The 18,354-nt window shown below is 66.4% G+C and carries 16 protein-coding genes and 1 tRNA gene; 13 read left to right on the top strand and 4 right to left on the bottom strand.

The annotated features are described in order from the left end of the window. Window positions 1-94: 94 nt before the first annotated feature. Entirely contained in the window at window positions 95-1,903 is a 1,809-nt protein-coding gene (locus tag NET02_RS10315) for a peptide-binding protein (RefSeq protein ID WP_284057327.1), read from the bottom strand. Window positions 1,904-2,599: 696 nt separating this feature from the next. Here NET02_RS10315 and NET02_RS10320 point away from each other — a divergent pair. From NET02_RS10320 to NET02_RS10355, 8 genes are all read left to right on the top strand, one after another. Further along, window positions 2,600-2,670, top strand: a tRNA-Gln gene (locus NET02_RS10320). 59 nt (window positions 2,671-2,729) lie between these two features. Further along, the gene (glmU, locus tag NET02_RS10325) at window positions 2,730-4,139 is read left to right on the top strand and encodes a bifunctional UDP-N-acetylglucosamine diphosphorylase/glucosamine-1-phosphate N-acetyltransferase GlmU (protein ID WP_284057328.1); all 1,410 of its coding nucleotides are present in this window, start codon (window positions 2,730-2,732) and stop codon (window positions 4,137-4,139) included. A 4-nt stretch (window positions 4,140-4,143) separates the two neighbouring features. Then, window positions 4,144-5,082 carry a ribose-phosphate diphosphokinase gene (locus NET02_RS10330; protein WP_284057329.1) on the top strand — a complete coding sequence of 313 codons (939 nt, stop codon included), beginning with the start codon at window positions 4,144-4,146 and terminating at the stop codon, window positions 5,080-5,082. 92 nt (window positions 5,083-5,174) lie between these two features. Then, window positions 5,175-6,458 carry a hemolysin family protein gene (locus NET02_RS10335; protein ID WP_284057330.1) on the top strand — a complete coding sequence of 428 codons (1,284 nt, stop codon included), beginning with the start codon at window positions 5,175-5,177 and terminating at the stop codon, window positions 6,456-6,458. 3 nt (window positions 6,459-6,461) lie between these two features. Beyond that, window positions 6,462-7,070 carry a biotin--[acetyl-CoA-carboxylase] ligase gene (locus tag NET02_RS10340; RefSeq protein ID WP_284057331.1) on the top strand — a complete coding sequence of 203 codons (609 nt, stop codon included), beginning with the start codon at window positions 6,462-6,464 and terminating at the stop codon, window positions 7,068-7,070. A 196-nt stretch (window positions 7,071-7,266) separates the two neighbouring features. Then, a complete protein-coding gene (locus NET02_RS10345; RefSeq protein WP_284057332.1) occupies window positions 7,267-8,325 on the top strand; it encodes a DNA adenine methylase in 1,059 nt (352 codons plus the stop codon). A 1-nt stretch (window position 8,326) separates the two neighbouring features. Then, window positions 8,327-9,163 (top strand): hypothetical protein, encoded by an 837-nt coding sequence (locus NET02_RS10350; protein WP_284057333.1) that lies wholly within the window; start codon window positions 8,327-8,329, stop codon window positions 9,161-9,163. A gap of 180 nt (window positions 9,164-9,343) precedes the next feature. Then, window positions 9,344-10,126 (top strand): enoyl-CoA hydratase/isomerase family protein, encoded by a 783-nt coding sequence (locus NET02_RS10355; RefSeq protein WP_284057334.1) that lies wholly within the window; start codon window positions 9,344-9,346, stop codon window positions 10,124-10,126. 3 nt (window positions 10,127-10,129) lie between these two features. On the opposite strand, the gene NET02_RS10360 is transcribed toward NET02_RS10355, so the two are convergent. Then, window positions 10,130-10,867, bottom strand: a complete 738-nt coding sequence (locus tag NET02_RS10360) for a hypothetical protein (protein WP_488624069.1) — start codon at window positions 10,865-10,867, stop codon at window positions 10,130-10,132. 316 nt (window positions 10,868-11,183) lie between these two features. On the opposite strand from NET02_RS10360, the gene NET02_RS10365 reads away from it, so the two are divergent. From NET02_RS10365 to moaC, 3 genes are read left to right on the top strand one after another with little or no spacing between them, the layout of a single operon-like run. Beyond that, window positions 11,184-12,539 carry an aminotransferase family protein gene (locus NET02_RS10365; RefSeq protein WP_284057336.1) on the top strand — a complete coding sequence of 452 codons (1,356 nt, stop codon included), beginning with the start codon at window positions 11,184-11,186 and terminating at the stop codon, window positions 12,537-12,539. Between the two features lies 1 nt (window position 12,540). Next, on the top strand, window positions 12,541-13,608 hold the full coding sequence (locus NET02_RS10370) for a DMT family transporter (protein ID WP_284057337.1): 1,068 nt from the start codon (window positions 12,541-12,543) through the stop codon (window positions 13,606-13,608). Beyond that, window positions 13,601-14,092, top strand: a complete 492-nt coding sequence (gene moaC / locus NET02_RS10375) for a cyclic pyranopterin monophosphate synthase MoaC (RefSeq protein ID WP_284057338.1) — start codon at window positions 13,601-13,603, stop codon at window positions 14,090-14,092. Before NET02_RS10370 ends, moaC begins: the two co-directional genes overlap by 8 nt. 254 nt (window positions 14,093-14,346) lie before the next feature. On the opposite strand, the gene NET02_RS10380 is transcribed toward moaC, so the two are convergent. Further along, window positions 14,347-14,631, bottom strand: coding sequence for a hypothetical protein (locus NET02_RS10380; protein ID WP_284057339.1), 285 nt, complete (start codon window positions 14,629-14,631; stop codon window positions 14,347-14,349). A gap of 219 nt (window positions 14,632-14,850) precedes the next feature. Further along, on the bottom strand, window positions 14,851-15,978 hold the full coding sequence (mnmA, locus tag NET02_RS10385) for a tRNA 2-thiouridine(34) synthase MnmA (RefSeq protein WP_284057340.1): 1,128 nt from the start codon (window positions 15,976-15,978) through the stop codon (window positions 14,851-14,853). Window positions 15,979-16,110: 132 nt separating this feature from the next. On the opposite strand from mnmA, the gene NET02_RS10390 reads away from it, so the two are divergent. Beyond that, window positions 16,111-16,713 (top strand): GNAT family N-acetyltransferase, encoded by a 603-nt coding sequence (locus NET02_RS10390; protein WP_284057341.1) that lies wholly within the window; start codon window positions 16,111-16,113, stop codon window positions 16,711-16,713. 195 nt (window positions 16,714-16,908) lie between these two features. Next, window positions 16,909-18,354: WD40/YVTN/BNR-like repeat-containing protein (locus NET02_RS10395; RefSeq protein WP_430981079.1), on the top strand; the 1,446-nt coding region annotated here is incomplete at its 3' end.

The raw sequence follows: 18,354 nt of genomic DNA on the forward strand, positions 1-18,354 counted from the left end.
CGCTACGACGGCGCTGGCCGCCACGATTCAGGTCACCGGCCGGCGGGCCGGGCCAGGATGTGTCCTGCCCGGCCCCGCCGATCCCTGCTCCAGCTCAGGACTCGACCCACCACTGGTGCGCGTTGTACCGGTCATCCACGTCGTTCGGGAACAGGTTATGGACGCGCTTGTTGACCACCGAGAGCGCCTGCGGGAAGTCCAGGATTGCGCTCGGGAGATCTTCCATCAGGATGTTCTGCATCTGGGTATAGAGTTCCTTGCGCTGCTCCTGGTCAGTGGTGCGGAGAGCCTCATCGAGGAGCTGGTCGACCTCTGGGTTGCAGTACTTGTTCATGTTGAAGCCGCCCTCGTAGGCGGAGCACTTCCACATCGTGCTCTGGTCTGGATCGACGCCCCAGGAGAAGCCGACCAGGAACATCTCGAAGTCCTTGGTGCCGGTGATCCGGTCGAGGAAGGCGTTCCATTCCTCGGTCTGTGGCGTGCACTCCACGCCGATCTGCCGCCACTGCTCCTGGAAGACCGCCACGTACTGCTCGCGGATCTTGTTCCCAGCGTTGGTGTAGATCGTGAAGGCCAGTCGTTGGCCGTTCTTCTGCCGGATGCCGTCGGGGCCGGGCGTCCAGCCGGCCTGATCCAGGAGCTGCTTGGCGCGCTCCGGGTCGTACTCGTACTTGTTCTGGATTGCGTCAGGGTTGTAGGCCCAGGACATCACCGGCATCGTGCCGACGGCGACCCGCCCGATGCCGAAGCGGATCGCGTCGATCATCGCCTGGCGGTCGAGCGCGTAGAGCAGCGCCTGGCGGACTTCCTTTTCCTGGAAGATGGTGGTCTTTTCCGGGTCGAGCTGGTAGGCGTAGAAGGTGAAGTCGAAGGTGTCGTACTTGTAGATGTTCACGTTGGGCTGCAGGCGCATGTCCTCGAGCTGCGACGGCTCGATGTCGCCGTAGTCGATCTCGCCGGTCTTGAGCTGCTGGGCCACCACCGTCGCGTCCGGCACCACCTTCCAGATGTACTGGTCGAGGTTGGGCTCGCCCTCCCAATAGTTCGGGTTCTTGACCAGGGTAATGTGGTCGTCCTTGACCCACTCCTCGAACATGAACGGGCCGGTGCCGATCGTGCGGCCCTTCTGGCCGGTCGAGAACGGGTCCTGGGCGAGCTGGGCCGGGTCGACATCCTGCAGCACGTGCTGCGGCACGATGCCGTAGACCATCTGCTCGACCAGGAACGGCGCCACCGGGAAGTTGAGCGTGAAGCGCACAGTGCGCTCGTCGACCACCTCGACGGTCTTGATGCGCTCGGTCATCTCTGCCGTGCGCGGCGAGCCGGTCGCCTCGTTCATGAAGAGGTCGTAGGTGAACTTCACGTCGTCGGCGGTGAACGGTTCGCCATCGTGGAAAGTCACGCCGTCTCGCAGCGTGAAGGTGTAGACCAGACCGTCGTCGGAGATCTCCCACCCCTCGGCGAGGTCGCCGACCGGCTCGGTGGTCTGTGGATCGACACGAATCACAGAGTTGAAGATAAGGTCAGAGACGGCGCCGGAGGCAGTGTCACTAACCAGGATCGGGTTGAGGGTCTTAGCATCGGCGAACGACCCCTCGATCAGCGTCCCGCCCTTGTTCTGCGGCTCCTCGTACTGGAAGGTCGCTGGGCCGAGCTCGGCGGTACCGGCCGGCGTCTCGGCCGGAGCCGCGGTCGGCGAAGCCGCGGGGGTTACCCCGCCAGGCGCAGCAACGGTGGGGGATGCCGCTGGCGTCGCCTCCTCGCGCGCGCAGGCGGCCAGCAGCGCGGACATGGCAGAGGCGCTGACGCCCAGAGCCGCAGCCCGCCGCAGCATCTGCCGGCGGCTCAGCCGGCCACGCATGATCTGCCGAAGCAGCTTGTTCTCTTGCATCCGCTCCATCATGATCATCCTCCTCACTCCTGTTCGCGCGACTCCTCAGCGAGAAGGCGCTGCGACTGCACTACCGGGTTACGCTCTGGTAACCCGCTCGAGCAGCTCGTTGTCGATAGGCACTCCTCCCTTCTCGTCTGTCTCCGGCGTATGGGAAATCCAACAGCGCCACAGTCGCTGGACGGCTCGGAACCAGCGGGATAGCCGCGGGGTAGAGATTTCCCATCGTGAGGGGGTGACGATTGCTCCGCGCGTGCGCCGCTGATGTGGGGTTGGCGCGGCTGACACGTCCGCGACACCCCTGGGGAATGCCGAGAAGACGCGGTCCAATCGCAAGCGGCGAGGTGCGAGGCGCCGGTGATCGGCGGTGAGGGCTACGACGGTCCTGAAGGGTATGAGCTCCGCGATCGGTAGCGGGAACCGAGAACAAGACTGCGATGAGGCGATATCTGGTCTGCCGTCCATTGGCATTGCTCTCGCGCCGGCCATCAGGTCGCGTCGTAACCAGCTCCGCGCGGTCCCGGTTGTGGTTCGGACGCGCCCGGCTTCGCCTTGCCGTGGTGCAATTTCTCCATAGTTATGCCATTCAACTGAATCATAGCCTCGTGCCTGATGATACCACGAGAGCAGATACTGTCAATAGCACGGCCGAGCGACAGCTTGACACGGAGGCCGATCTCCCGGTACGCTTAAGGCGCACGTGCCCGGTGGCGGGTGGTGAAACGGTATCACAGGGGCCTTTGGAGCCCTTGTTCCAGGTTCGAATCCTGGCCCGCCAGCCTGGTGGTACGTCGGGAGCGCCGGTCAGCCTGCTCTCTGGCCGGCTCGAAGAGCGAACGTGAGACCTGACGAACCGACAGACTCAGCACACCCTACGCTGGCCGTGGTGGTCCTGGCCGGCGGTCTGGGCACGCGCATGCGGTCGAGAACGGCAAAGGAGCTTCAGCCCCTGGCCGGCCGGCCGCTCCTCAGCTACGTTCTCGAGGTTGCCGAGGCAATCGAGCCGGCGCAACGAATCGTGGTTCTCAACCCAGCGAAGCGCGCTGTGCTGGAGATCTTGCCGCCCGGGTGGCAGGTCGCCTGGCAGGAGCAGCCACTGGGTACCGGCCACGCCCTGGTGCAGGCACTCCCGCTGCTCGCTCCGGGCATCCACCGGGTGCTCCTCCTCTTCGGCGATCACCCGTTGCTGACTCCTGCCGACCTGCGGCGGCTCCTCAGCGAGGTTGAGGAGCGTTGCCCTGCTGTGGCCGTACTGACGACTGTGCTCGAAGACCCGGCTGCCTACGGTCGTATCCGTCGCCAGGATGGCCGGGTGGTCGGCGTGGTGGAGGCCCGAGAGGACACGACGAGCTACCGGGGCCCGGTCGAGGTCGTGAGCGGTGCCACCTGTTATGACCGGCGCTGGCTCGAGGAGGCACTACCGCGGCTGGAGCGCAGCCCCTCCGGCGAGTACTACCACACCTGGCTGGTCGAGCTGGCCGCGCGCACGCCCTGGTCAGCAGAGCCGGCGATCACCGTGCCGGCGTCTCCGGAGACGGCGCTGGGCGTCAATGACCGGCTCGATCTGGCCCGGGCTGAGGCGATCGTCCGGAGCCGAGTGGCCGAGCGGCTGATGCGCGCCGGGGTGGCGATCGTCGACCCGAGCACGACGTTCATCGACGCGACGGTGGAGATCGAGCCGGACGCGCGCATCGAGCCGTTCACGATCATCAGCGGGCAGAGCTGGATCGGCGAGGGGAGCCGGATCGGGCCGCACGCGGTCGTGCGCGACAGCCGGATCGGGCCGGAGTGCGAGGTGCTGGCCTCGGTGCTCGAAGAGGCGATCCTGGGGAGCCGGGTACACGTCGGCCCCTATGCGCACCTGCGACCGGGTACTCGAGTGGCCGACGACGTGCATATCGGTAACTACGCCGAGCTGAAGAATGCCCGGGTGGGCCGGGAGACGCGGATCGGTCACTTCAGCTACATCGGCGATGCCGAACTGGGTGAGCGGGTGAACATCGGGGCCGGTACGGTGACCTGCAACTTCGACGGGGTAGAGAAGCACCGCACGGTCATCGAGGATGACGCGTTCGTCGGCAGCGATACGATGCTGATCGCGCCGGTGCGGGTTGGCCCGGGCGGGCGTACCGGCGCCGGTAGCGTGGTGAATCGAGATGTACCGCCCGGGGGGCTGGTCGTCGGGGTGCCGGCGCGACCGATCGCGGCGCGGCGAGCCCGGCGCCGGCCAGAAGTGCGGGGAGAGTGAGCAGGTGGAGGGACGGCTGCAGATCTTTGCCGGGAACTCCAATCCCCGGCTAGCCTGCGCGATCACCAACGTGCTAGAGGTGCCGCTGGGCCGGGCAGAGGTCAGTTCCTGGAGCGACGGCGAGACGCGGGTGAAGCTGGAGGAGAATGTCCGGGGCTCGGACGTCTTCGTGATCCAATCGCTCTGCTCGCCGGTGAACCAGCACATTATGGAGCTGCTGATCATGCTCGACGCCGTGCGGCGGGCCTCAGCCGCCCGGATCACGGCCGTGATTCCCTACTATGCCTATGCTCGCCAGGAGAAGAAGACCGCCGGGCGCGAGCCGATCAGCGCCAAGCTGCTGGCCAACCTGCTCACCACCGCTGGAGCCGATCGAGTGCTCACGCTGGATCTGCACGCGCCGGCCATCGAAGGCTTCTTCGACATCCCGGTGGACCACCTGCGGGCTACCCCGATCCTAGCCGCGCACTTCCGCCGGCTCGGCTGGCAGGATTTCGTGGTCGTCAGCCCGGATGCCGGAGCGGTCGCCCGCGCCGACGAGTTTCGCCGGCGCGCCGGTGGCAGCCTGGCCATTATCTCCAAGAAGCGGACCGGTCTGGAAACGGCCGAGATGCTGGAGATGGTCGGGGAGGTCGAAGGCCGGGACGTCGTGGTGGTGGACGACATCGTCTCGACCGGCGGCACGCTGCTCAAAGCGGCTGAGTTGCTGCAGGAGCGCGGCGCTCGCCGCATCTACGCGGCCACGATTCACGGCGTCTTCGCCGACCATGCGCTGGAGAGGATCGAACGCTCGCCGATCGAGAAGGTGTTCGTGACCGATACGATTCCATTGCCGGATGGCGTGGTGACGGAGAAGGTCGAGGTCCTGACGGTGGCCCCCTTGCTCGCCGAGGCCATCATGCGGATCCATAAGGATCTCAGCATCAGCGCGCTCTTCACCTGAGACGCGCCTGCCGTCGTCCACGCCGCACGGGGCACTCGAAAGCCCTCGCCGGAGGACGCGAGCGGTGGTGAGGCCCCAGGAGTTGAGAGGATTTGAGTAGTACCGTCTTGCTCGATCTGAGCGTCATGGTCGTGGCAGCGTTGCTACTGGCGCTGGCCGCCCTTGCCGAAGCGAGTTGCGCGTTGCCCGGCCGCCGCTCTCTCCGCGAGTTGTTGACCCTCTTTGCCGAGCACCCGAGACAGAATGGGCTCGACCTGCAGCGGCTTCAGGCCGCGCGAGCTGGGGTGCAGACCGTGGAGCTGCTGGGTGCCGGGCTGTTTGCCCTGGCTCTGGCTGACCTCCTGCGACGCGAGGCTCCCCAGTACGCGTTCCTCGCTGGCCTGGCGGCGCTGATCTTGGTCGTTGCCCTGCTCGGGAGGGCGCTGCCCGATCTGCTGCTGCCGCCCGACCTCGCCGCGCCCCCTGCCTGGGCGCAGCGGCTGGCCACAGCGCTGGCGACCACCGCCGCGCCGCTGCTCTGGCTGAGCCGGATCATCCGTCGGGTGCTGGGGCTCGTTCTGCCTCGGAGAGCGCCAGCTCCGGTCGCCGAGTTCGCCCCGGTGGCCGATGCCGAGCCGACGGCCGCCGTCGAGCAAGAGGCCGAGGAGGAGCAGATCATCAGCCGGGTCCTGCGACTCGATCGCTCGACGGCGCGCGACATCATGGTACCGCGAATGGACGTGGTGGCCGTGCCGGCGGACACGCCGGTCTCGGAGGTCGTCGAGATCGCCCGGCAAGCCGGCCACTCCCGGCTTCCCGTCTACCGCGGCAGCATCGACAGCATCGTCGGCGTCGTCTACATCAAGGATCTGCTCCGCTTCATCGGCGAGTCGGCGAAGGAGGTCAGCGCGGTCGAGGTGATGCGGCCGGCCTACTTCGTCCCCGAGTCCAAGCGGGTCGACGAGCTGCTGCGCGATCTCCAGCAGCAGCGGGTGCACATGGCCATCGTGGTCGATGAGTTCGGGGGCACAGCCGGTCTGCTGACCATCGAGGACGTGCTGGAGGAGATCGTCGGCGAGATCCAGGACGAGTACGACACCGAGTCGCCACTGATCGAGCGAGTGGGAGCCGACGAGGCGATCGTCGACGGCCGGATCAGCCTGGACGAGGTGTCGGACATCTTCGAGGTGCGCCTGGAGGACGAGGAGACGACGACGATCGGTGGCCTGGTGCAGCGCCGGTTAGGCCATATTCCCCAGGCTGGCGAGCGCGTCGAGATCGATGGGCTGCGCATCGAGGTGCTGAGCGTCGACCGGCACCGGGTGCGCAAGCTGCGAATCGTGAAGCCGCCGGTGGCCGAGGACGCCAGCCCGGCAGCGAGCGCGAAGGCGTCGTAGCCCGTGTGGCGAATCGAGTGGCACGACCGGGTCACCTCGACGATGGATCTGGCGGCCGAGCGCGCCGACGCCGGCGAGCCAGCGGGGCTGGTCGTCGTCGCTGAGGAGCAGACGCAGGGCCGGGGACGACACGGCCGGCGGTGGGACGCGCCGCATGGCACCTCGCTGCTCTTCACGGTGCTCAGCCGGCCGCCGCTGGCGCTGGTACAGGACGAGCTGCTCTCGGTGCGGGTGGCCGAGCGCGTGGCGGACGCCATCGCGCGCCTGACCGGGCTGCGGGTGGTGATCAAGGAGCCGAACGACCTGCTGGTCAACGGTCGGAAGCTCGCCGGCATCCTCCTGCAGAGCCGGATCGAAGGCCAGCGGCTCGATTACCTGCTGATCGGCATCGGGATCAACGTGAACGTTCCCCCGGAGCAGCTCCCGTTGCCGTCGGCGACCAGCATCCTGGCCGAGACCGGCCACCTGGTCGATCGCCGAGCTCTGCTCCTAGCTGTGCTGGAGGAGCTGAGCCAGATTGAGAACCTTCTGCCTCGTAGCGTTGAAGAGGGTCACTATTACGGTTGCAATCGCGTAATCCATCGGCAATACTCAGACTCGATCGACGACTGACCGAGCAGTAGACGCGTTCGGACTAGTATACTCCTCATTAACAAGCGGTACAGCGAGCATCGACTTTGGCTCGAAAGGGATGGCAGTGCGGTCTCCCTCGATCCGTGAATATATCTCTGGCGTGGAGGTTCCTCGCCAAATCTTACTGCCTGGCCTGGAGGAGACCCATCTGAGAGAGGGCAACGAGTCGGATGCTGTGCTCCGTGTAGATAGCTACCGCGATCCGCTGGGTGTCGCCTTGCGTTATCCCCAGTTTCGGTTCATGGGTAGTAAGCATCGGTTGCTTCCGTGGCTTTACGAGGTATTCTCGTCGATACCGTTCCATACAGCCCTTGATGCTTTCAGTGGGAGCGGATGTGTTGCCTATCTTCTGAAGGCGATGGGAGCAACCGTCACAACGAATGACCATCTACACTTTGCCTACCATATTGCAAATGCCCTCGTAGCGAATCCGGGCAGAGTGCTCGGTACTACTGACCTTGATCGGCTTCTTAGGGAGAATGATGAAGCTCCACATTTTATCGAGGATACCTTTTCGGGGATTTTCTTCACCCCTGAGGAGTTAAGGTTCCTCGATAACGTCTGGGCAAATCTTGGCTTGATCGGTGATGAGTTCCAGCGCTCGCTCGTGATCACTGCAATGTGTCGAGCTGCATTGAAGCGCCAGCCTCGCGGTGTCTTCACTGTCGCGAACGGCAAAGCGGCACGGTATCATGATGGTCGTCGTGATCTTCGGCTAACGTTGCAAGAGCACTTTATCGAATCGATGGAACTGTTGCGCTCAGTGCCATACGATGACGGGCGACCTCACCGTGCGCTCTGCATGGATGTCTTCGATCTACCGATCGAGTATGACCTGGTCTACCTCGATCCTCCCTACGTTCCGCGGAGCGATGATAATTGTTATATTAAGCGATACCACTTTGTAGAGGGTCTTGCTTGTTATTGGCATGGTTACGAGATCCTTAGATCAAGTAAAGTTCGTAAGATCAAAAAGAAGTACACGCCATTCTCTTATCGCAGAACAGCTATTCCTGCATTTGATCAACTGTTTCACAAATTTGCGGAATCTGTCATTGTCCTATCCTATTCCAGTAATGGCTATCCAGATCTCGAGGTTCTTATTTCGTTGCTCCGGCGCTACAAGTCGCGCGTTGAAGTCTTTGAAGCAGAGCATCGGTACCACTACGGCACACATGACCGCGTGCGCCCAGATCGTGCTCTGGTTCGAGAATTCCTCATCATTGGGGCATAGCGTGTTGCAATCTTTCGATGATCTTCTCAGCCAGTTGCGACCCATTGCTCCCCACAGCCGCGTCCTCGACACCTCTCTTGAGGAGGGTGTAGAGTCTTTTGCTGAAGCGATCCGTAAGATACCTGAGGTGACTATCGACCAGCTTGCTGAACTAATTCGTAAACATCCGAACTGGGTGCCTTTCCTAGCACTCTGCGCTGGTCTCACACTAGAACAGCTTAAGAACGCTCTGCAGATACATTTCGGCACTGCTGGCTGGTATCGCCTCGCGCAGCGGCAGGCGAGAGAGCTCATTACTTTTCTCGATCAGGAGTATGGGTTGACTGCGGCGGTCGTTGCCGATCGTACACGTGTGTGGACGCTCGCTCACGTGCTCAAGGAGCGCCTGTTGTGGTCACGTCAGCGCGGAGTACGTTCGACCGCGAGTGGCCGTTCGCTCGAAGACATCGTCGAGGGTGTACTGCGTCATCTTGGTTTCCAGTATGAGATGCGAACCATGTTCAGAGGGAGAACCGAGACAGCGCCGTGCGATTTCGCTATTCCCGCAGGAGGGTCGCAGGCGCAGATCGTTGGGGCTGCGAAGGGTTTTGACTCTACTGGAAGCAAGCTCTCTGACGCTGTGCGGGAGGTAGAGCGAATGGCTCAAGTGAGGCGGCCGACTCAGTATGTCTACGTGATCGTCGACGGTGTTGGGTGGCGCCGGCGTCAGAGCGACCTGAAACGATTGTGGGCGTTGTTCGAGCGAGGGGAAATCGATGGGCTGTATACGATGTCTCACCTCGATGACTTCAAGGCTGACATCGAAGCCGCTAGTCGACGTCTTAGCATCATTTCGTAATCCAGGCTATTGTGCTTCCGCCGCGAGCACTGGCGAGCGTGAGACCTGACTAATCTGGATTCGCTTCATAATTTGGGTGCTCGTCGTGAGAGAGCGTTCCTCTCCGGGGCAGAGCTACCCTCCGCAGTGAGCGGGAATCGATACGGGTGACGAACCGGCAACGGGACGGGCAGGAGACACGTGAGCGCTCAGCCACCGGTTTTGCTCACTATCGAGCAGGGAATCGCCACCATCACGCTCAACCGCCCGCAGGCACTCAACGCCATCGACCGGGAGCTTGCGAGGCACCTGCGCGAGATAGCCGAGGCCGTCGCTGCGGACGACGACGTCCGCGCCGTGCTCCTTCGCGGGGGCGAGCGTGCCTTCTCGACCGGCGCCGATCTCCGCGAGCGCCTGGCCATGACGCCGGACGAGCTGCGCGAGCACACGCGCTTGATCCGCGAGGCGGCCGAGGCCGTCGCCGGCCTGCCGGTCCCGTCGCTCGCGCTCATCCGAGGCTACTGCCTGGCCGGCGGCGCCGAGCTGGCGCTCGCCTGTGATCTCCGCTTCGCTGACACCACCGCCCGCATCGGCTTCCCGGAGGTGCGCCGGGGCATCTTCCCAGGCGCAGGGGGCATGCTCCGGCTTCCGCGGCTGGTCGGCCCGGCTCGGGCAGCCGACCTGATCCTCAGCGGCCGGGTCGTCGACGCGGACGAAGCCCTGCGCATCGGCCTGGTCGACCGCGTCGTGCCGCCGGAGGAGCTCGAGCGCGTGGCTGCGGAGTACCTCGAACTCATCGCCGGCAATGCGCCGCTGGCCGTCCGGGCGGCTAAAGCTGCGCTGCGCCACGCCTTCGACGCCGACCAGGAGCGAGCGGCGCGGCTCATCGAGCAACTCCGAGCGTCGCTGGACGACACCGACGACTACCGCGAGGGACTGCGCGCCTTCGCCGAGGGCCGAGCGCCTCGGTTCCGCGGCCGCTGACCATCACGATGCCGAGAAGACCGTCTCGTAGTCGTTGACGCGCAGCCTGTACTGCCGGCCGGGTTCGAGCGCGCCCAGCGCCACCGTCTTGCGATACTCTCTGGCGATCGTGGTACAGACGGCATCGCGCGGGCGCTGGCTCAGGATCGTGACGGTGATCACGTCGCCGTCGCGCTGCACGATCGGCTCGAGCGCCTCGGTGCAGCCATCGCCCAGGACGCCGCTCACCTCGGCGTAGCCCTGCGGCGGGAAGCTCTCGGCGATGCGCACGTCGACGCTGGTGATCTGAATCTGCCGGATCAGCAGCTCGCCGGCTGGAGAGGGGCTGCCGCCCGTCCCTACCCGGGCGATGGTCTCGAACCCGTTGACGACGATCTCGTATTCGCCCGGCTCCAGCATCCCCAGCGCGATCGTCTCCACGTACTCCGACGTCACCTGCGCGCACATGGTATCGCGCGGGCGCTCGCCGAGGATCGTCACCGTGAACTGCTGGCCCTGCCGGGCGACCTGCGGTAGCAGTGCCCGGGTGCAGGCATCCGGGATGATCCCGGCGACCCGGAGCGCGACCGCTCCGGCCTCACCCACCTCGACCCGCGCATCCGTGATCTGCAGAGGGTCCCGGATCACGTCGCCTGTCGACGGATCGCTTCCCACGTCTCCATCTCCATCGCCACTCGTCGGCAGTCCCTGCGCGGCGAGCACGCCGGCCACCGCCACGGCCAGCACCGCGAGGACAACCACGCTCAAGACCCAGAGCGCTCTGCGAGTCCGACGATCACCACGCTCGACCATTGCCAGTGTCCAATCTTTCTCAACCGTACACGATCCGTGACGATGCCGGGGCACCATCGCGCAAGGGAACCATCGCCTCTGGGATCTGCGCGATGCCGGGCCGTTTGGCCCCCCACTTCTCAGACGCCGGTCGTGGAGAGGGAGTTCCTTCGCATGAGGCGCGAGAGCGATATGCAATGCGCTCGAGCTGCCTCGACCTGGACGGATCGGGTTCACTGGCGGACAATCAGGGCATGGCGATGGAGCGACCGCTCGGGGAGGACATATGCAGACGAGGACGTGGAACGCAGCCGAGCTGATCCGGAAGGACCAGGCGCATCACTTGCACCCGCTCTCGAATCTCTACCGGTTGCGGCAGCAGGGGCCGCTGGTTCTGGTGCGCGGCGAGGGAGCCTGGCTGTGGGATGCCGAGGGCAACCGCTATCTCGACGGGTTCGCCGGGCTCTGGAACGTGAACGTGGGCCATGGCCGGCGGGAGCTGGCCGAGGCGGCGCGGGCCCAGATGGAAGAGGTCGCCTTCGTGCCCACCTTCTTCGGCCTGACGAGCCCCCCGACCATCGAGCTGGCGGCCCGGCTGGCCGAGCTCTTCCCTGACCCGATCAACCACTTCCAGTTCACCTCCGGCGGGGCGGAGTCGAACGAGACGGCGATCAAGATCGCCCGCTACTACTGGTGGCTCAAGGGCCAGCCGGAACGGGTGAAGATCCTGAGCCGGCAGATGGCCTACCACGGCATCGCGATGGGCGCGCTCTCAGCGACCGGCGTGCCGGCCTACTGGGAGGGCTTCGGCCCGCGCCCGCCTGGCTTCATCCACCTGACCGCGCCCTACTACTACCGCGCCGGCGAGGGGATGACCGAAGCCGAGTTCGTGGCGGCGCTGGTGCGCGAGCTGGAGGAGACGATCGAGCGCGAAGGGCCCGAGACCATTGCCGCCTTCATCGGCGAGCCGGTACAGGGCGCCGGCGGCGTGGTGGTGCCGCCCGAGGGGTACTGGCCAGCGATCGCCGAGGTACTCGAGCGACACGGTATCCTGCTGATCCTCGACGAGGTCATCACTGGCTTCGGTCGTACCGGCACGATGTTCGGCATGCAGCAGTACGGGCTCAGCCCCGACATCGTCTCGTTCGCCAAGGCGATCACGTCGGGCTATCTCCCGCTCGGTGGCGTCGGCGTGACCGATGAGATCTTCGATGTCCTCTCCAGCGTCGACCGGATGTTTATGCACGGCTTCACCTACTCCGGCCATCCGGTGGCCTGCGCGGTGGCGCTGCGCAACCTCCAAATCATCGAGGAGGAGCGCCTGCCCGACAACGCGCGTGAGGCCGGCTCTTACTTGCTCTCGGAGCTGAGCGAGCTGCTCGATCGGCCCTACGTGGGGAACGTGCGGGGCAAGGGCCTGATGCTGCTGGTCGAGCTCGTCGCCGATAAGGCGACCAAGGCAAAGTTCGAGCCGTCCTTCCAGCTCGCCTCCAAGCTGGAGCAGGCGACGCGCACGCGCGGGCTGATCGCGCGCTGCACGCCCGAGGGCATCGTCCTGGCACCGCCGCTGATCATCACGCGGGAAGAGTGTGACTTCCTGCTCGAAGCCGTCGCCGGCGCGCTGGAGGATGTGCTCGGCTGAGATGCCAGACCCACCGGCCGCGGTGGAGGACGGTGGCCCGGCTCCCGCCGAGACCGCCGCGTGGATCCCTAGGCGAGAATTGTTGCTCACACACGTCTCGCTTCTCCTCGTGGCGGTGAGCTGGGGCTCCAACTTCGTCTCGATCAAGTACCTGCTGCGCTCGCTCGACCCGTTGCAGGTGACCGTAGTGCGGCTGGCCTTCGCCAGCGCGCTCTTCGGCGTCATCGTGCTCTGGCTCGCGCACGGCCTGCCGCAGGTCGAGCGGCGCGATTGGCCGCTGCTGATCCTGCTAGCGCTGCTCGGCATCCCGGTGAATACGATCGCCATCGCCTTCGGCACCCGGTTGATCCCGGCCGCAGTGGCCAGCCTGATCGTCACCGGCAACCCAGTCATCACGGCCGTCGTCTCCCGTCTCTTGACCGGCGAGCCGCTGACGCGGCGGAAGCTTGCTGGCGTGGCGATCGCGTTTCTGGGGCTGCTGGTCGTGCTGCTCTACGGCGGGCCCGAGGCGCGCTTCAGCGTCGGCAACGCGCTCGGCGTCGCGATCACGCTGATCGGCCCGCTGGCCTGGGCCTTCTACACCGTGCTGAGCAAGCCGCTGCTGGCGCGCTACCCACCGGGCCAGTTCGCCGGCCTGGTGACGATCCTCGGTTCGCTACCGGTACTGCCGCTGGTCGCGCTGGATCGGGAGATCGTGCCGGCGGTGCTGCGCTTCACCCCGGCCCAGTGGCTCGCCACGCTGATGATGAGCGCGTTCGCGCTGGTCGTCTCCTTCACCTTCTGGTATCGCGGGCTGCGCTACCTGACGCCCACCCAGATCTCGGTCTACATCTACCTCGTGCCCGTCTTCGGGGTGCTCGGCTCCTGGCTTTTCCTCGGCGAGCGCATCACGCTTTACTTGGTGCTCGGAGGCCTGACCATCCTGGCGGGCGTGATCGTAACCAACACCGGCCGAACTGGCACGCTCGACGAGCGGCCGAGACGCCGGCGCTGGCTCGGGCTCCGCTCAGGGCTGCGCGGCGCACAGTCCCCGGGCGACGGCGCGAGCAAGGAGGAGCGCGATGGCTGAGCTGACACACTTCGACGAGCAGGGCCGGGCGCGGATGGTCGATGTCGGAGCCAAGGGGGAAACGCACCGGGTGGCGATCGCGCGCGGCGAGGTGCGGATGCTGCCGGAAACGCTGCGCCTGGTGATCGAGGGCCGGGCGGCCAAGGGCGACGTGCTCGGCGTGGCGCGCGTGGCCGGCATCATGGCGGCCAAGAAGACCCACGAGCTGATCCCGCTCTGTCACCCGATCTTGTTGACGAAGGTCGAGGTCGACTTCACCCCGGACGAAGACCGGAGTGTGATCGAGATCGAGGCGCGGGTCGAGACCCTGGGCAGGACGGGGGTGGAGATGGAGGCACTAACCGCTGTCTCCGTGGCCGCGCTGACGATCTACGACATGCTCAAGGCGGTCGACCGCGGCATGGTGCTCGGCGAGATCCGGCTGGAGCACAAGAGCGGAGGCCGAAGCGGCGTCTGGGAACGCGGGGGCGCGGCGCGCGAGTGAGCTGGCCGCCCGCCGGCGAGGTCCAGCGACGAGCCGCACGAGGACAGCAGGGTTGCCGGGGCGAAGCGGCGGGTCATCGCGCACCGGGCCGGCGACACCGTGCTGTGCGCGGCTGGCGCTCGTTGGTTCACCTGAGGCGGCGAGTGAGTCCGGACGGCGGTCATTCGGGCTGATCCAATGCCGGGATCACCCCGAGTTGCTTCAGCAGGCCGAGCTGCTCGGTCTCGTGCCAGCTCTAACGCGTGGGCCGTACGTCAGCAGGAATCCACCGTGGTCACGGTGCCGCTGGCCATGCCCGCCTCGCGCTCCCGATCCGGCTCGGCTCGGGCCCGCTGCTCGGCAACCTCGATAACCAGCTCGTCCGGCTTCACTGTGGCCCGCCGGACGTCGTCGGGCGCAAGGGGATGTAGCCCGTGCTCGTCCTGGTGCCAGAATCGCTGCCGGCAGCGATCTTCGGCCGGCCAGCCACTGTCGTGCACAATGTCGCCGCGCTCGGGCGGGTACTCGATCCAGATGCGGTCGCCAGGCTTGAACGGCATGTCTCCTCCGGTGTCCGTGCAGTCTGTCCGTACAGGATCGACGCAAGCATGCACGACTCCGGCGGAGCAGGCAATCCCCCGATGGTCACGACTACCAGATGCTGCTGCACGCCCCAGGCGAACGGCTCTCTCGCGTGAGCGAGACTGGCGCTAGCGCTGCGGCGGCCTGGGGCAGCGCGTGCGGCCCACGTGAGGGAAATGAGCAGCGCACGTATGAGCTTAGGGAGAGGACGGCGAGCCGGCGGCGGCCAGCGCTTGCGGCTGCTGTGCCTCCGGCGCCGACTCCGAGGCGCCGCGCACGACCTCGGCCGCGGTACCGCCCCCGAGCACGCGGTCGCCGTCGTAGAGCACGACCGCCTGGCCGCAGGCGAGCGGAGGGCCAGGCTCGAGGAAGCGCACCCACGCTCCCTCGGTATGCACTGGGAAGCGCGGCCCCTGGTAGCGGAGGCGCGCCTCCGCTACCGGCGGTAGCGGCTCGTGCCAGACCGGGTCGGCCAGGCGCACGGCCCGGGTAACGAGCTGGGCGCGCGGGGCCACTCTGACTTCCCGCGTCTCCGGCGCCACCTCGGCCACGTACTTGCGCTCCGGCGTGGTCGAGCGCCAGCGCAGGCCACGTCGCTGGCCGACCGTCACGAAAGCGATGCCCGGGTGCTCGCCGACCACCCGGCCCTCCTCGTCGACCAGCGGGCCAGGTCGGCTCGTCTCCGGCCGCATCGATGCCACCATCCGGCCGATCCCGCCGGCCGTCTTGGCGAAGCAGAGATCGACCGACGACGCCTTCTCGGCGACGAAGAGCCCGGCGGCCCGCGCGCGGGCTCTCGCCTGGTCCTTCGTCAGCTCGCCCATCGGAAACTCGAGCCGCTCGAGCTGCCCGGGCGTCAGCCGGTAGAGGACGTACGACTGGTCGCGGCGCGGGTCGCGCGCCTCGGCGAGCCGCCACTCGCCGCCCTGCCGGATCTTCCGAACATAGTGGCCGGTCGCGACCGTTGGGATGCCGAGGTTGTCGGCCAGGCGCAGCAGTTCGGGGATGCGCACCTGGTGGTTGCAGAGGACGCACGGGTTGGGTGTCTCGGCGCGGGCGTAGCCCTCGACCGTCGGCTCGACCACGTGCTCGCGGAAGAGGTCGCGCAGGTCGCGCACGTAGAAGGGAATGTCGAGCTGGGCGGCCACCATGCGGGCGTCGGCCGCGGCCTGGTCGCCGCAGCAGACGCCCTCGGCCAGCGACTCGGGATCGCTGTCGAAGAGACGCAGGTGGATCCCGACCGGCTCCCAGCCGGCCTCCTTGAGCAGCAGCGCGGTGACCGCGCTGTCGACCCCTCCGGAGAGGGCAACCAGAATCTTCGCCATCGCCCGACTCGTCGATCGAGGGAAGTACCGGGCCATGCTCGTCCCGGTCTTCGTTCGCCTACCATAACCGCTCAAGTGTACCATTGCGCGCATCCGTTGCCGTCTCTGCCCGGCAGTGGAGAGGAGCCAGCAATGGAGGAGATCCCACCTCGACCTGACGTGATCGTCCCGGGGGAGAAGGTGTATCTGGGGCCGATCCGGCGCGACCTGGCGCGCGTCTACCAGCGCTGGATGAACGATCTGGAGGTCGTGGTGACGCTTACCGTCCTGCGCCGGGTTCCGTTGACGGAAGAAGATGAGCTCGACTGGTTCGACGCTGCCCGGCGGGACACCAGCTCGAAGATGTTCACGATCTACGAGCGCCCCGACGACCGGCCGGTCGGCAACATCGGGCTCCACGAGATCGACTTTCAAAGCGGGACGTCTGAAGTCGGCATCGTCATCGGCGAGCGCTCGGTCTGGGGCCGCGGCTACGCGACCGAGGCGCTGAGCCTGCTGGTCGACTATGCCTTCACCGTCCTGGGCCTCAACCAGGTCTGGCTGCGCTACGTCGCGATGAACGAGCGCGCGCGGCAGGTCTACGACCGCGTTGGATTCCGGGAAGCCGGGCGGCTGCGCGAGGCAGTGCGGGTGGGCCAGCGGCGCTACGACCTCGTGTTCATGGACTTGCTGGCGCGCGAGTTCCGGAGCCCGGTGCTGGCCGAGAAGCTCCGCCTACCCCGGGATGGCGCGTAGCCCCGCATCCTCGGTCGCCTGGTCGCCCGGGGCAGAACCGCCCGTTTTGTCCCGGCATGCTCAGGGCCCGGCGGCCGGAGCTTCGAGCGATACGTCCGGGCCACCGTCATCCGTCTTCCGTCACTGGCCGTACCCGCTCCGAGTATGCGAAGATCGGGCGGCTGTGAGGGTTCAGGAGCCGAGGGAGGGACTTGGATGAGCCAGCAAGGCATCGATGGACTCGCGAGAGCGCTCCGCTTTCGCCTGATCGGCCCGCCCCGCGGCGGCCGGGTCGTCGCGGTCGCGGGCCACCCGACCGACCCGATGACGTTCTACTTCGGCGCCTGCGCCGGTGGCGTCTGGAAGACCACCGACGGCGGAGTGACCTGGGAGAACATCTCGGACGGCTACTTCCGCACCGCCGCCGTCGGCGCGATCGCGGTGAGCGACGCTGACCCCAACGTCATCTACGTAGGCACAGGGGAAGCCTGCATCCGCGGCAACGTCTCCCACGGCGACGGCGTCTACAAGTCGACCGACGGCGGCCGCACCTGGAAGAACGTCGGGCTGCGCGATACGCGCCATATCGCCCGGATACGGGTGCATCCCAAGAACCCGGACATTGTCTACGTCGCCGCGCTCGGCCACGCCTTCGGCCCCAACGAGGAGCGCGGCGTCTTCTGCTCGAAGGACGGTGGGTCGACCTGGGAGAAGGTGCTCTACCGCGACGAGCACACCGGCGCCATCGACCTGATCATGGATCCGAGCAACCCCCGCATCCTGTACGCGGCGCTGTGGCAGGCGGTTCGCCGGCCATGGGAGCTCGTCAGCGGTGGGCCGGGGAGCGGGCTCTTCCGCTCCTTCGACGGCGGCGACACCTGGGAGGAGATCAGCCGGCGTCCGGAGCTTCCCCAGGGCATCCTCGGGCGGATCGGCCTGGCCACGACCGCGGCCAAGCCCGGACGGGTCTGGGCCATCGTCGAGGCCGAAGACGGCGCGCTCTTCCGCTCCGACGACTACGGCGACACCTGGAAGCGCGTGAGCGACAAGGGCGACCTGCGCTGGCGGGCCTGGTACTTCCACCACCTCTGTGCCGACCCGCAAGACGCCGACACCCTCTGGGTGCTCGATCTCAAGCTCTGGAAGTCGATCGACGGCGGGGTCACCTTTACCGAGGTACCGACGCCCCACGGCGACCACCACGACCACTGGATCGACCCCCGAAATCCGCAGCGGATGATCAACGGCAACGACGGCGGCGCCTGCGTCAGCTTCGACGGCGGGCGTACCTGGTCGACCCAGTTCAACCAGCCGACCGCCCAGATGTACCACGTCACCGTAGACAACCGCTTCCCCTATCGCGTCTATGGCTCCCAGCAGGACAACACCGCGATCTGCCTGCCCAGCATGTCGATCAACGGCGCCATTACCCTGACCGAGTGGTACGAGCCGGGCGGCGGGGAGAGCGGCTACATCGCGGTCAAACCGGACGACCCCGATATCGTGGTCGGCGGGGCGATCGGTAGCGGCGAGGGCAACGGCCGGCTGATCCGCTACAACCACCGCACCGGCGAGCAGCGCAACATCACCGTCTGGCCGGAAGAGCTGGGCATGGCCGAGGGGGCCCAGGACTTGAAATACCGTTTCCAGTGGACGTTCCCG

It is taken from the genome of Thermalbibacter longus, from assembly GCF_023806485.1.
Taxonomy (GTDB): domain Bacteria; phylum Chloroflexota; class Chloroflexia; order Thermomicrobiales; family Thermomicrobiaceae; genus Thermalbibacter; species Thermalbibacter longus.